Source organism: uncultured Anaerococcus sp. (genome assembly GCF_963512375.1).
Classification (GTDB): Bacteria; Bacillota; Clostridia; order Tissierellales; family Peptoniphilaceae; genus Anaerococcus.
On record NZ_CAUPMI010000018.1, the window covers coordinates 19632 to 34189 of the forward strand.

The window sequence follows — 14558 nt, forward strand, 5'->3', positions numbered from 1 at the left end:
GCAAAAATGATTCCAGGTGAAATTTTTTATAAAAATGAAGATTTAATTTTAAATGAAGATTTCGAAGCTATTGAAATAGAAGTAACAAATACTGGGGATAGGGCCGTACAAATCGGTTCTCATTTTCATTTTTTTGAAGTGAATAGATTTTTGAAATTCGATCGTAGCATGGCCTTTGGCAAAAAGCTAGACATCCCTGCAGGAAATGCTATTAGATTTGAACCAGGTCAAACCCATAGGGTTAGATTAATTGATATTGGCGGAAATGGAAGGGTCATCGGTTTTAACGGACTCACAAATGGTGTAGCCCATGATATAAAAAAAGATGAAGCCATGAAAAACTTAGTTCAAAAAGGCTACGCTAATATTAATAGTGATGGGGAGGAATAGATGTCATTTAAAATCTCAAGAGAAAAATACGGGTCTATGTATGGGCCAACTACAGGCGATAAAGTTAGACTAGCAGATACAAATATTATAATAGAAATAGAAAAAGATTATGCAATTTATGGAGATGAATCGATCTTTGGTGGTGGTAAGACTGTAAGAGATGGTATGAACCAATCTTCAACTGCAAGTTATGCCTCAGGAACTTGCGATACAGTAATTACAAATGCGATTATCCTAGACTATGCTGGTATTTATAAGGCAGATATAGGAATTAGGGATGGTATTATTACAGGAATAGGAAAATCTGGAAACCCTGATATGAACGATAATGTCAACCCTGGTCTTGTAATAGGGGCAAGCACTGAAATAATCTCAGGCGAAAATAAAATCGTAACCGCTGGAGCAATTGACACCCACGTTCATTTTATATCAGCCGATCAAGCAAATACCGCTCTAGCAGGAGGAACTACTACCCTAATCGGAGGCGGAACAGGCCCTGCTGATGGAACAAATGCTACAACCTGTACTCCAGGCCCTAACCATCTAGAAGCTATGCTAAAATCAGTCGAAGGATATCCAGTAAATGTAGGACTTTTAGGTAAGGGTAATTGCTCAAGCAAAGAGCCACTTTATGAACAAATAAAAGCAGGAGCTTGTGGACTAAAGATTCATGAAGACTGGGGAGCAACAAGAGCCGTTATAAATGCCAGTCTTGAAGTTGCTGATGAGTACGATATTGCAGTTGCCATCCACACCGACACCCTTAACGAAGGCGGTACAATCGAAGATACCCTAGATGCTATTGGTGGTAGAGCTATACATTTCTTCCATACTGAAGGAGCAGGAGGAGGACATGCACCTGATCAAATAGTTGCAGCAGGATTTAATAACGTCTTTCCAGCATCAACAAATCCAACCATGCCTTTTACCATAAATACTTCAGATGAGCACTTGGATATGGTTATGGTTTGCCACAATCTTGACAAAACCATAGAAGAAGATGTAGCCTTTGCTGACTCAAGGATTAGACCGGAAACAATAGCTGCAGAAGATGTCCTCCAAGACATGGGAGTATTCTCAATAATGTCTTCAGACTCTCAAGCCATGGGCAGGATTGGGGAAGTTGTTATGAGAACTTGGCAAACAGCTTCAAAGATGAAAGACCAACGTGGAGCCCTTAAAGAAGATAAAGCGAATAATAACGATAACTTTAGGGCTAAAAGATATGTAGCCAAATACACTATAAATCCAGCCATAGCCCATGGAGTATCTGAATATATTGGTTCAATCGAAGTTGGTAAACGTGCAGATCTTGTCCTTTGGGAGCCAAAATTCTTTGGAGTTCGTCCAAAACAAATACTAAAAAATGGTCTAATAATAATGGCACCGTCAGGAGATCCAAACGCATCCATACCAACACCACAACCTGTAATATACAGAAGAATGTATGCGGCCATTGGTGGAGGAATTGGTAATTCTTGTTTTACCTTCGTCTCAAAAGCCGCCTATGAATCAGGCATAAAAGAAAAACTAGACCTAAAAAGAATGGTACTACCTGTTCATAATTGTAGAAACATCGGCAAAAAAGATATGAAACTAAACTTCGAAACTCCAAACATCAAGGTAGACCCAGAAACTTATGAAGTAACAATTGAAGGAAAGAAAATCACATGTGATCCAGTAGACAAGGTCGCCCTAGGTCAATTATACAACCTATTTTAAAATAAATATTAGAGCTTAACAAGAACCCCAAAATCCTTACTAGAGATGTAGGGGTCTTAGGGTTCTCCCTGACAAGGTAAAAATTAAAAAATGGAGCATTCCGTAAAGGTCTGCTCCATTAATTTTTTCGTAAGTGTCCGTACACTTACTGTGCTTGCTTCTTTTAAAGCTCCTTTCAAAGTTTATATATTTTTTCGAAAAATACCGTAATTATAATTTGGTTATTTTTTATTGTTAGAATTGATTACATAAAAAATGGAGGAATAATATATGGAAATTATGCTTAAGACAAGAAATTTAACAAAGAAAATCAAAGAATAAATGATACTTGAAAATGTATCAATTAAAGTAGAAAAAGGAAAGACAAAAATAAAATCACCACAAGGCAATCTTATTACAGTTTATGATATAGATCGAACAATTTGTGATATAATAATCGACAGAGAAAAAATAGATAAGCAGATTTTCACAGAATCCATAAAAAGAAACTTTAAATCACCAAATAAAAATCTAAGACGACTCATAAAATACAGTAGACTATTTAAAATAGAAGATGAAATTAGGAGATATATGGAGGCATTATCGTGATTAATATCGAGAGTATAAAGGGCAAGATAAAAAGCCTAGCAGAGAAGAAAATTTTAAAGTCGCAAGAAGTTCTGAAAATATATTTTTTCGAAAGATTTTTAGAAAGACTATCTAAATCAAAGTACAAAAATAATTGGTACTGTCAAATTTTTTGAATCTGTAAATAATTTTGTGTATAAACCTAAATCCTGATATAAGGATAAGGGTTGATACATTTTTTATGTATCAATATTTGTCAATTCCTATAGGAATGGAGCTTGTCTTAATTTTACTTGGGCTTAATAAACTGTCGAATTTTCATGAAATTTGCAGCCGATTTCATACTAAGTTTTTATCTTAATTAAAACTTCCTTAAAAAAATATTGATAATTGGGATAAGATTTAGTCCCAGCGACGAATCCTATAGGTCCACTTACTTGAGGCATCTACCATTGCTAGATACAAGCTTTTTGTAGTGCGTAGTCATTTGAAAATATTGTCATGTTTTTAGTAACTTTTCTTAATTGCCTATTGAAGTTTTCCATGGCGTTTGTTGTATCTTAGTTTTCTTATTCCTTATGGATATTTAAAATATGTGGATAATTCTGCCAAGTTATTTTTCTAAAAGTTTACACACATTGGGTATTTTTACCCCATTTTTCTTCAAAGATGTCTAAATTTGTTAAGGCTAAGTCTTCTGTTGGTACTTTGTACACTGCTTTTAGGTCTTTCATTAATTCTTTTAACATGTTTGCTATTTTGCTTCTTTTTGTTTCTGTTTTTTTCTTGGCATAAAAATTCCTCCTGATTAGTTTTTACTTACCCTAATCAGGAGGTTTCTATACACAAAATTTTACACAGTCTCCGCCATGGTCATTTTTTTCTTTATTTATATTCTCTTTTGTTCATTGAACAACAATCTAATCTTTCATTTCCAAAAGATTTTTTATTTTCTTTTGCTAGATTTTCCAAGAATTTTTTCCACCTATTTTTTATTGATTCAAAGATTTTCATATTTTACCTCCTCGGGTAATTATTTGTAAATTTTCTACAATAATAATATTTATACCAGAAAAAATTATTTTTTCAATTTTTTATATCCCTTTTTTCTATCCCATAATTAAAGACATATGGAGACTGTAGTATTAATGTCAAGAAATTTAGTTGATAGGCTATAATTCTGTTGAAATAGTTGGCTTTTAGGATCTTTATAAAAAATCTTAAAGGCCTAATTTTTTGCTTTAAATTTTATTTGGAGGGAAGAGTATATTTATAAATTATTGTAGAGTCTCCATACATTGTGGATATTTTAGGTGGAGTGTACAGAGAGAAGTCAAATTTGTAGATATAAATGAGTTGAGCTAGTAAGAAAAACAATAAGAATTATGTTAAGAGAAGAAAGAAAAACGCATTGACAATCTTCTATATGAATGTAAAATTTTATATGAAGAGAGGAAGGAGGCTTACTTGAAGAATAAATATATAGATATATCAAAAAAATTAAAAGTTTTGAGTGATCCAAAAAGATTAGAAATTATAGACATGTTATCTTGCAATGAGCTCTGTGCCTGTGAGATATTAGAGAAATTCGATATAACACAACCAACCTTATCTAATGATATGAAAAGATTAGAGGAGGCTAATCTAGTTATTAGTCGAAGAGAAGGAAAAAACATATATTACATTGCCAATAAAAAGATTTTAAATGAGATGCAATCCGACTTAAAGGAAATATTTGATAACGGAGAGGGATGTATTTGTCACACTTGGGATAAGTAATTTTTTTGACCACACATAGAAATATTTGAATATGTCTATACTAAAGGAGGAGGATGAACTATGGAAAAAAATAAGAATAAAGGAATTAATGTATTTCAAAAATACCTAACTTTATGGGTATTGTTTTGTATGATTGTTGGGGTACTTATAGGAAAATATATACCTATAATCCCATCTGCTTTAGGTAAAATTCAAATTGCTGGTATATCTGTGCCGATAGCGATATTAATTTGGATTATGATTTATCCAATGATGATGAAAGTAGATTTTCAAAGTATTAAAAGAGTTAGAGAAAATCCAAAAGGTTTGTTTGTAACATGGGCTGTTAATTGGCTAATAAAACCATTTACTATGTTTGGAATAGCTTATTTGTTTTTCTTTATTATATTTAAAAATATCATTCCTAATGATTTGGCAGGTGATTATTTAGCGGGGGCTGTTTTGCTCGGAGCTGCGCCATGCACTGCTATGGTTTTTGTCTGGTCGACTCTTACAAAGGGTGACCCTGCTTACACTGTGGTTCAAGTAGCCACAAATGATTTAATAATTTTAATTGCTTTTGTACCTATAGTGAAGTTTTTATTAGGTGTATCTAATGTTGTAGTACCCTATAGCACATTATTTACTAGTGTGTTTTTATTTGTTGCTATTCCATTACTAGGAGGTGTTATCACAAGGAAAATAGTAATTGATAAAAGAGGAAAGGATTATTTTGAAAAACAATTTTCAAGTAAATTTGATGGAATGACAACAGTTGGACTACTATTGACCCTAATAATTATATTTTCTTCACAAGCAAATGTAATTTTAGAAAACCCATTTCATATTTTATTGATAGCTATTCCACTTACCATTCAAACTTTCCTAATTTTTACTATTGCCTATGGTGTAAGCAAAAAAGTAGGCTTACCTTTTGAAATAGCTGCACCAGCAGGTATGATTGGAGCTTCAAATTTCTTTGAATTATCTGTAGCTGTTGCAATAGCAATATTTGGGATAGATTCACCAGTTGCATTAGCTTGCACAGTAGGGGTCCTTACTGAAGTCCCAGTTATGTTATTCTTAGTAAATATTGCTAATAATACAAAACACTGGTTTTTAGAAAATCAAGAATCTAAAGTTTATGGAGCTTAGGTATGTGGAGTTTTATTCAAGATCAAATTCTAGGTATGAAATGGCTCAATGAATTGATAGGAAATGTATTGACAAATCTTGGCCTTGATATAAGCACAAAACTTGGAGGAAGCTTACAATTTTTCATATATGATTTTATAAAAATTACAATATTACTTTGCGTGTTGATTTTTATAATTTCTTATATTCAAAGCTATTTCCCACCTGAAAGAAGCAAAAAAATTCTGGGACGTTTTGATGGATTAGGGGCAAATATCATATCTGCTTTACTAGGCACAGTAACACCTTTTTGTTCATGCTCTTCAATCCCTATTTTCATGGGCTTTACAAGTGCTGGTTTGCCTATTGGAGTGAGTTTTTCATTTTTAATATCTTCTCCAATGGTTGATTTGGGTAGCCTTATTTTACTAATGAGTATCTTTGGAGGTAAAATAGCCCTAGCATATGTTATCTTCGGGCTAATTATTGCTGTAATTGGTGGTAGTCTCATTGAAAAAATGCATATGGAAAGTTATGTAGAAGATTTTATAAAAAATGCTAGTCAAGTTGATATTAGCTCTCCAAGCTTAACGGTAAAAGATAGGGTTGATTTTTGTAAAACTCAAGTCAGTGATACTTTCAAAAAAGTTTTCCCTTATATTTTAGTAGGTGTGGGCATTGGGTCATTGATACACAATTGGATCCCTCAAACTTGGGTGGAAAATATCTTAGGAAGCAATAATCCATTTGGAGTAGTTTTGGCAACTATTGTAGGAATACCAATGTATGCTGATATTTTTGGAACTATACCAATAGCAGAAGCTCTATTAGCAAAAGGCGCCCAACTTGGAACCGTCCTATCTTTTATGATGGCAGTTACTACACTAAGTCTACCATCATTGATTATGTTAAAAAAAGCAGTTAAACCAAAGCTTTTATTTCTATTTATAGGAATTTGTATTTTTGGTATAATTGTTGTAGGTTACTTATTTAATATTATTAGCCCTATTTTAATTTAATGGATAACTATAATGAAATTATTAGGAAGAAAGTAAAAATATATGCTGTTGTGAAAACAATAGTTATGGAATAAGGAGGAAAAAATGAGATTATTTGGTAAGAAAGATAAAAAAGAGAAAGATTGTACTTGTGGAGGCAATTGTGAGCCTGTTAATAATAAGGAAGTTAAAAAATCAACTTGTTGTCATGTAGATTACTCGTCAGATAATATAGAAAAAGCAGAAGAAAAGGGGATAAAGATATTAGGTTCCGGTTGCGCTAAGTGTATTGCTTTAGAAAGATCAACTAGGGAAGCACTGGCTGAACTTAATGTCGAAGAAGATATAGACCATATTACAGACTTTTCTCAAATCGCAAGTTATGGAGTTATGTCTACTCCAGCCTTAGTTATAAACGGCAAAGTTGTATCATATGGCAAAGTTTTAAACAAGGATGAAGTGAAAGATTTATTAGAAGACAATGGTGTAAATTAAAATGAGAAAGCCAAAAGTTGCATTTATATGTGTCCATAATAGCTGTAGGAGCCAAATTGCAGAAGCCTTAGGGAAAAAATTTGCTTCAGATGTGTTTGACTCCTATTCAGCTGGAACACAAATCAAAGACCAAATAAATCAAGATGCTGTTAGGCTAATGAAAGATATATACAATATTGACATGGAGAAAACCCAACATTCAAAATTAATTTCTGACCTACTAGATATTGATATATCAATTACTATGGGCTGTGATGTAATTTGTCCTATTGTAGAAAATCAATATACAGAGGATTGGAATTTAGAAGATCCAACAGATCAAGACGATGACTTTTTTAGGAAAATTATATCTAAAATAGAAAAAAATATTAAGGATTTAAGCCTTAGAATTAAGAAAAATGAAATTGGTTTGAATGAAAAATAGAAGTTGATTTTTGAACAAATCATTAATTATTTTTAGTAGCTATAATTCCTATTTGCTAGAGATTTTTATCTCGAATGCCGGTAGGTAGATATAGCTTTTTTACATATTTTCAATTTTAAAACTTTTCTAATTCAGATCTCTAGTTTTTAATATTCCTAATTGGATAGGAACAGCTATTATTAATTTTTACAAGATATAATATTTATATAAAGATAAATAGGGTAATTTATATTTTGATTCAGTCTGTGCCTGACCTTGCTGGTCTACAGTCTTAGTGATGGATTCAGTTACTACTTTTTCTTGGCTTTGGATAGGTTCTACTTTTTGACTTTGCTTAGACTGATCTTGATTTACTTGTTCTTGATTTGTTACGAGCTCAGAATTTGGCTTTTCACTTGATTTTTTATCACTTGGTTGAGAATCGTCAAACACACCATCATATTCACCAACTTCTCCGCTGTTATTCCTATCAATCATAAATGGATATATCCACTCACTCTTATGAATTGGCAATTTAAACATGCCTGAATTTTTTGCTTCCTCTATGGTTAAAGGATATTTGCCATCTGTATTCATCTTATCAAGGATTTCTTTTCTGTCGTCACTTAGATCTAGATAGTCTTTTCTAGTTTTGCTATTCTTGTAAAATGCCGAATTTTTAAATTTTTCATCAATTAAATCTTCAGCTTTTGTTTCTTCATTATTTATTGTATCCATACCATTCTTTCCTGTCGGGCTGACACGGACTACCCGACGGCGGACAAGCTCTGCCTGCACCTACATTAAGAGCTCCTTTGGAATGATTGCTTCGTGGTCGACTTCATCGTAGTATTGAGGAATGTCGCCGTTGTTCTTGATGCGCTTCTTTGTCAGGAAATCCGTGGTATAGGTCTTTTGAAGCAGCGCGTCATCCATGTACTTCTTGGATACAAAAAGTGTAAGAGATTGTAATTTTATATACCCTTAATATAAAAGTTAATAGAATTTAGGAATAATTTAATATATATATTTCCACATGCGAGCCTTTTTAAGAATTAGAATTTTATCCATACTGACCACTCAAGTCATGTATAATCAGTTGCCTATTCAATAAAAAACAATAACTAGTAAAATTTTCCGACATACGTTATAGAGTGTTTTAAGTCGGGTTTTTTATTGTCATTTTATCTAAAAATTCATATAATAAATATATCGAAGATAAATTGAAATTTTTTAACAATATAAAATGAAAATAAAAACTAGGGGAAAGAATATGACTATAAGTAAAGAAGATATGAAAATATTATTGAAATCTCAACAAGGAGAATTAGATGTAGTTTTGATGTACCGAGCCCTCGCTGATGTAGTTAAGGATAAAAATGATGCGGCTACTTTTAGAAAGCTTGCAGCAGAGGAGGGTCACCATGCTGCGGTATTTCATAAACTTACAAGGAAAAATTTAAAACCAAAGAAAAGCTTGGCTTTCTTTATGCCTATCCTTTATAAGCTAATCGGTAAAAAAAGATTGTATCCAAAAATTGTAAATGGTGAGTATAAAGCTTCTGAAAATTATGGTCTAGTAGCAAAAAAGTTTCCAGAAATCGAAAGCGTTAGGAAGGATGAAAAAAGGCACGGCGATATGGTCGCAAGCTTATTATAAAAAAACTAATGCTTTAAATATTTTGCTTAGGTTAAGATTTGAGTATTATATGAAATACCCACGATCAGTAAAACAAAGATTAAATTAAAATATATAAAGATATAAAAATAAGTTTTACAATTAGGAATAATTATGAACAAAACATTACTTAGCACAACTATAAAAACAGCTATAGCAGCTACCCTATCCTTACTTGTAGCCCAAGCCTTAGGACTTAGTTTCTCATCTTCAGCAGGGATTATTACCATCCTTGATATATTTGAGACTAGAAAGGCCACTATTAAGGGTGGACTTAAAAGAACCTTATCTGCTATAATAGCTCTTGTTTTAGGGATTTTGATATTTGAAATTTTTGACTACAAAACTTGGGCATTTGGCCTATATTTACTCTTATTTGTGCCTATATCTTTCCTATTAAAAATTGAACTAGGCCTGGGTCCTTCAAGCGTGGTAGTTACACATCTATTAAGCTATGGAGAAATTAATTCATCAATTATCTTTAATGAACTGGGTCTTATCTTTATAGGAACAGGATTTGCCATGCTTACTAACTTATATGCACCAGAAAGTCAGGATGAGTTGAAAAAGTGGATAGAGGATATTGATGGAGATATCAAGGATATCTTGATATTTTTTGGAGATACTCTTGTAAATAATTTAGATGTTAAAATATATGAAGGAAAGATCGAAAAGCTTGAAGATGACATAAACAAGGCCCTTGATCTTGCGATTATTGAAAATGATAATCGTATAGAAAATAGCAAGAATCTACTGATAGGCCTTAGCCATAGGGAAAGGGAGATGGATCTTTTGATGGAGATGTATGATGATTTAAAATCAATACCTAAAGAATTTGCCGATGGGAAATTGATATCTGATCTAATGATTGATACTGCAAACAATCTTAGTGATAATGGTGATATGGTTAAGGTTAAAAAAAGGATAGAATTTTTAGAAGAACATTTTCATATGATGGAACTTCCAGAAACTCACGAAGATTTTATCATACAATCATCAATTTTTCAAGTTTTTAGAAGTCTAAACCAATTTATAGATATAAGCAAGATTATAAGTAATATTCCTAGAAATTAAAGGATTAAGTTTTAGCCTTTACAATAAAAAATTTCTAGCAAAGATTGATTAAGATGCCAAAATTTAAAATATAGGGTTTATAATCCTACTTTTAAGGAAAAATTAACTACTAAGAAGGTGCAATTATATGAGCAAAAACTATACTGAAGATTTAATAAAAAAAGAATTTATGAATCTTTTAGATAAAAAAACATTAAATAAGATAACTGTTACTGAATTAGCCAAGAAGTGTGATATTGAAAGAAAAACTTTTTACTACCACTATGAAAATTTAGAACAATTAATAAAAGAAATATTCAAGTCAGAGCTTGATGTAGTGATTGAGGAATTTAATGAAAATCTTTCATGGGAAGATAGTTTTATCTTGGCAGCAACCTTTATCCTGGAAAATAAAAGAGCTATAAGACATATTTACTTTTCTGACTATAAGGCGAATGTAGAAAAATATGTATATTCTATGGCAGGTGAAGTTATTACGAAATATGTCAAACACATATCAAAGGATACTAGAGCAAAAGAAACTGATATTAATCTAATATCTTATTTTTATCAGTGTGCTCTAAGTACTTCACTTATACAATGGATAGCGACTGATATGAAAACCGACCCTGTTTTAGTCACTAATAGGATAGGGAAATTAATGGATGGAAATATTTTGTTGTCATTAAAAAGGAGTGAAAACCTGGAAAAGGTTACCCAAAGTATAGAGATTGAGTAAACTTTGGACAAAAAACTAGTTTTGGTAGATGAATTTTTTCTCTTTTCATGATTTAATATAAATATAAGATGATAATATTAAGTTATTAAAGGAGAAGTTATGGAACTTAAAACTCATGATAAAAGATTAAAACTTACTAATGGAGATTTTCAAAGACTAGTTAAGGCTAGAAGGCCTAAAGGAATCGAAGAAAAATCTGCTTACTTAATAGGAACAGGTATTGCTTCACTAACTGCAGCTTGTTTCTTAATTAGAGATGCTCATATGGAAGGCAATAAAATTACCTTCTTAGAACAATTAGATATACCTGGTGGTTCACTTGACGGTGAATACATGGATACAAGAGGTTATGTTGCCCGTGGTGGTAGAGAAACTGGTGGACACTTTGAATGTCTATGGGATATTTGGAGCTCTATACCAAGTCTAGAAAACCCAGAAATGAGTGTTTTAGATGATTACTTCTATACTAACTACGACGATCCAAACTATAGTAATTGTCGTATCACTCATAAACAAGGTGAACGTTATGACAATGGCAAATTCAATTTGACTCAAGATCAAGTTAAGGAAATTGCTGAACTTTGTATGACCAAGGATGAATTGCTTGAAGATAAGGCTATCGAAGATATTTTCTCTGATGGACTCTTAAATTCAGACTTTTGGACACTTTGGAGAACAATGTTTGCCTTCGAAAACTGGCATTCTGCCCTAGAAATGAAACTATACTTAAATAGATTCATCCACCACGTAGGAGGTCTTACAAACCTATCTGCCCTTAGGTTTACAAGATATGACCAATACAATTCAATTGTAAAACCTATGGTTAGATACCTTGAAGATCATGGATGTAAATTCCAATATAACACCAAGGTAGTTGATGTTGACTTTGATATTTCAGAAAATAAAAAAGTTGCAACAAAAATTATCGCTGAAGATAAAATTGGAAATGATAAGTCAATTGATCTTACAGAAAATGACCTTGTATTTATAACAAATGGTTCTATGACAGAAAACTCAAGTTATGGCGATGATAACACACCAGCAGAACTTAGCGATGAACAAACTGGTTGCTGGGAAATGTGGAAAAATATAGCCAAAAAATCAGATGATTTTGGTAGACCTGAAGTATTCTGCTCAGATGTAGAAAAAAGTAACTGGGAATCATGTACAGTAACATGCCACGATGAATCAGTTCCAAAATATATTGAAAAAATCACAAAGAGAAGCCCATATGGTGGTAAAACTGTAACAGGTGGTATTGTAACTTGTGTTGATTCAAGCTGGTTAATGAGCTGGACAATTAATAGACAAGGTCAATATCCAGAGCAACCTGAAAATGACGTTTGTGTTTGGGTTTATGGACTATTTACAGATGTAGAAGGCGATTACATCAAGAAAAAAATGAGAGATTGTACAGGTAAAGAAATCACAAAAGAATGGTTATACCACATTGGTGTTCCTGTAAATGAAATTGATGCACTTGCTGAAACTTGTACAGCAGTACCAGTTATGATGCCTTATATCACATCTCAATTTATGCCTAGAAAAGCTGGCGATAGACCTTATGTAGTTCCAAAGGGTGGAGTTAACTTTGCCTTTTTAGGACAATTTGCAGAAACACTAGATGATCCAGGAAGAGATACCGTATTTACTACAGAATATTCAGGTAGAACTGCAATGGAAGCTGTTTATGTACTTTGTGGTGTAGAAAAAGCTGTCCCAGAAGTATATGCTTCAAGATATGACATAAGATACCTACTAAACGGTATGGTTGCCTTATCAGATGGTAAAAAACCTAAGCTTCCACTTAGTCCACTACAAAAAATGAAAGTTGCAAAACTTATCAAGGGAACTGATATAGAAGAAATGTTAAAAGAATTTAATATAATTTAATAATTTATAAAAATAAAGATGGGGCGATAATAATCGTCCCAATCTTTTTAATAAGGAGAGTAACAATTATGGCCAACTTGAATAAAGAAAGTGTACTTACTTTAGAAGAGATTCAAGCTATATATGAAAATGTTTTAAGGTATGAGGCAAGTAAGAAAGGTTCTACGTCAAAAGGGCAAGGTGAATTTTTTTAAAAGATTTCGAAAAGTTGAGGCTCAAGAAAAAAATCCAATTATAGAAAACGAACTAATAAAAAAATACAGAAATTATTTAAAAAGTGAGCAAGATAAATATAAAAAGCTAATAGAGGATATAGAAAATTTAATAAGTTATGAAAAATTTTTTTTAGAACTAGAGAGAAAAAATAATCAGAAAAATTATAATTCTAACTTATATGGAAGTAATGAAGCTACAAGATATAGGGTAGATAAGATAGAATCCTATACGAAAAAACTAGGAGAAATAATCAAAGATTCTCCAGATGCTTGGCAATACTATTACCATAGACAGCTACTTGAGGATATCCAAACTGGATCTAACGAAAAACTTGTAGCAGTACCCTATGTTCTTGAAGCTAAGAAGAGAATAATAGAATCTCTAAAAACCTGCTAACAAAAGTCAAGTAGAAAAGCAAATTAATTTTACTTTTCTACTTGCTATTTAGAGTTTAAATTTGAGCATGGCAAATAAGCCGGTTAGGGTCTGTAAATAACACTTTGTTTATCTAATGTTATATAATTTCAATCTCTATAGTTTGCGTGGATATCTATCAGCATACTTGACAAAATCCGACTGTTTAAGTATACTTTAGCTAATATTAAAAGGAAAGGTGGGAAAATTGTGAAATTATTTCTTCAATTGTCTCCTTTGGCAACTGCCAAGGCACAATGTGTTTGCAGTCAATTTTTGATTGGTTATAAAAATTAAACATTTTGAAAGGAGAAATAATGGAAACAATAGTATCCGCTTTATTAGTTTTTGTCTCTACATCAATTGACTACTTAGTTGTTTTGACTATTTTATTCGCCAGTCAAGGCAAGAAAGGCTTGAAATCAATTTATGCAGGGCAGTATTTAGGTACAGGACTGCTTGTTTTGGTTAGTCTTATTGCCGCTTACTTTTTGAATTTTATTCCACAAGATTGGATTATCGGACTCCTTGGTCTAATTCCACTAGGTCTTGGTATAAGAGCAATTTTTGTGGATGAGGATATTGATGAAGAAGACATCGAGGGAAAAATTACCGGAAATGGATCAAAAATCTTAGCATTTACAAGTTTAACAGTGGCAATGGGTGGAGATAATTTAGGAATTTATATTCCCTATTTTACAGGAAAGAGTTTGATTGAGATTGGTATAAGTCTGGTAATATTTGTCTTAGGGATTTTAGTTCTATGCAAATTATCTCAAAATCTCGCCTCAATTTCTGCTATCGGAGAGATTGTAGAAAAGTACGAAAAAATAATTGTACCAGTCGTGTTTATTGGGCTCGGTCTCTATATATTGATTGAAAATGGAACGATTAATTATTTGATTTCACTAATCACAAGTTAATAGTTATTTTTATATTTCAGACCTATTAAAGGAAATCTAAGGTGACCCCACGAAGTTGAACCTAATACCAGAGTTAGAACTAAACTAGCTCTGGTATTTCTTTGTCCTGGGACTGTTGCAAAACTATGAATAATTATCGTCCCATCATTAGAGGGTTCTCTTAGAAAATTTTTTA

15 protein-coding genes and 2 pseudogenes are annotated in these 14558 nt (G+C 32.2%); 15 read left to right on the plus strand and 2 right to left on the minus strand.

Features of this window, described 5'->3' with window-relative positions; genetic code table 11:
* Positions 1-6: 6 nt before the first annotated feature.
* The 4 genes and pseudogenes from ureB to RRB46_RS08110 form a co-directional block, all read left to right on the plus strand.
* Entirely contained in the window at positions 7-390 is a 384-nt protein-coding gene (gene ureB, locus RRB46_RS08095) for an urease subunit beta (protein ID WP_311538144.1), read from the plus strand.
* Positions 391-2112: an urease subunit alpha gene (gene ureC, locus RRB46_RS08100; protein ID WP_311538145.1), complete on the plus strand. Its 1722-nt coding sequence runs from the start codon at positions 391-393 to the stop codon at positions 2110-2112.
* Positions 2113-2463: 351 nt separating this feature from the next.
* Positions 2464-2700: pseudogene (locus RRB46_RS08105) on the plus strand (transcriptional regulator); the annotation flags it as partial.
* Positions 2697-2837: pseudogene (locus tag RRB46_RS08110) on the plus strand (nucleotidyl transferase AbiEii/AbiGii toxin family protein); the annotation flags it as partial. The pseudogenes RRB46_RS08105 and RRB46_RS08110, both read left to right, overlap by 4 nt.
* Positions 2838-3564: 727 nt before the next feature.
* Here RRB46_RS08110 and RRB46_RS08115 read toward each other — a convergent pair.
* Positions 3565-3693, minus strand: a complete 129-nt coding sequence (locus tag RRB46_RS08115; protein ID WP_275587922.1) for an LDCC motif putative metal-binding protein — start codon at positions 3691-3693, stop codon at positions 3565-3567.
* A gap of 453 nt (positions 3694-4146) precedes the next feature.
* Here RRB46_RS08115 and RRB46_RS08120 point away from each other — a divergent pair, with 453 nt between their 5' ends.
* From RRB46_RS08120 to RRB46_RS08140, 5 genes are all read left to right on the plus strand, one after another.
* Positions 4147-4458, plus strand: coding sequence for a metalloregulator ArsR/SmtB family transcription factor (locus RRB46_RS08120; protein ID WP_311538146.1), 312 nt, complete (start codon positions 4147-4149; stop codon positions 4456-4458).
* 60 nt (positions 4459-4518) lie between these two features.
* Positions 4519-5592, plus strand: a complete 1074-nt coding sequence (arsB, locus tag RRB46_RS08125) for an ACR3 family arsenite efflux transporter (RefSeq protein WP_311538147.1) — start codon at positions 4519-4521, stop codon at positions 5590-5592.
* Between the two features lie 2 nt (positions 5593-5594).
* On the plus strand, positions 5595-6590 hold the full coding sequence (locus RRB46_RS08130; protein ID WP_311538148.1) for a permease: 996 nt from the start codon (positions 5595-5597) through the stop codon (positions 6588-6590).
* 84 nt (positions 6591-6674) lie between these two features.
* Positions 6675-7064, plus strand: a complete 390-nt coding sequence (locus tag RRB46_RS08135; protein WP_311538149.1) for a thioredoxin family protein — start codon at positions 6675-6677, stop codon at positions 7062-7064.
* 1 nt (position 7065) lies between these two features.
* Positions 7066-7488, plus strand: a complete 423-nt coding sequence (locus RRB46_RS08140) for an arsenate reductase ArsC (protein WP_311538150.1) — start codon at positions 7066-7068, stop codon at positions 7486-7488.
* A gap of 186 nt (positions 7489-7674) precedes the next feature.
* On the opposite strand, the gene RRB46_RS08145 is transcribed toward RRB46_RS08140, so the two are convergent.
* Positions 7675-8205 (minus strand): hypothetical protein, encoded by a 531-nt coding sequence (locus RRB46_RS08145; RefSeq protein WP_311538151.1) that lies wholly within the window; start codon positions 8203-8205, stop codon positions 7675-7677.
* A gap of 535 nt (positions 8206-8740) precedes the next feature.
* Between RRB46_RS08145 and RRB46_RS08150 the strand changes: the two genes are divergently transcribed.
* From RRB46_RS08150 to RRB46_RS08175, 6 genes are all read left to right on the plus strand, one after another.
* Positions 8741-9127, plus strand: coding sequence for a ferritin family protein (locus RRB46_RS08150; protein WP_297690112.1), 387 nt, complete (start codon positions 8741-8743; stop codon positions 9125-9127).
* A 132-nt stretch (positions 9128-9259) separates the two neighbouring features.
* Positions 9260-10219, plus strand: a complete 960-nt coding sequence (locus RRB46_RS08155) for an aromatic acid exporter family protein (protein WP_311538152.1) — start codon at positions 9260-9262, stop codon at positions 10217-10219.
* A 127-nt stretch (positions 10220-10346) separates the two neighbouring features.
* Complete coding sequence (locus RRB46_RS08160; RefSeq protein WP_297690107.1) at positions 10347-10937, plus strand: TetR/AcrR family transcriptional regulator; 591 nt, start codon at positions 10347-10349, stop codon at positions 10935-10937.
* 99 nt (positions 10938-11036) lie between these two features.
* Positions 11037-12830: an oleate hydratase gene (locus RRB46_RS08165; RefSeq protein WP_311538153.1), complete on the plus strand. Its 1794-nt coding sequence runs from the start codon at positions 11037-11039 to the stop codon at positions 12828-12830.
* Between the two features lie 180 nt (positions 12831-13010).
* Entirely contained in the window at positions 13011-13442 is a 432-nt protein-coding gene (locus RRB46_RS08170) for a hypothetical protein (protein ID WP_311538154.1), read from the plus strand.
* 335 nt (positions 13443-13777) lie between these two features.
* A complete protein-coding gene (locus RRB46_RS08175) occupies positions 13778-14383 on the plus strand; it encodes a CadD family cadmium resistance transporter (protein ID WP_311538155.1) in 606 nt (201 codons plus the stop codon).
* Positions 14384-14558 lie beyond the last annotated feature (175 nt).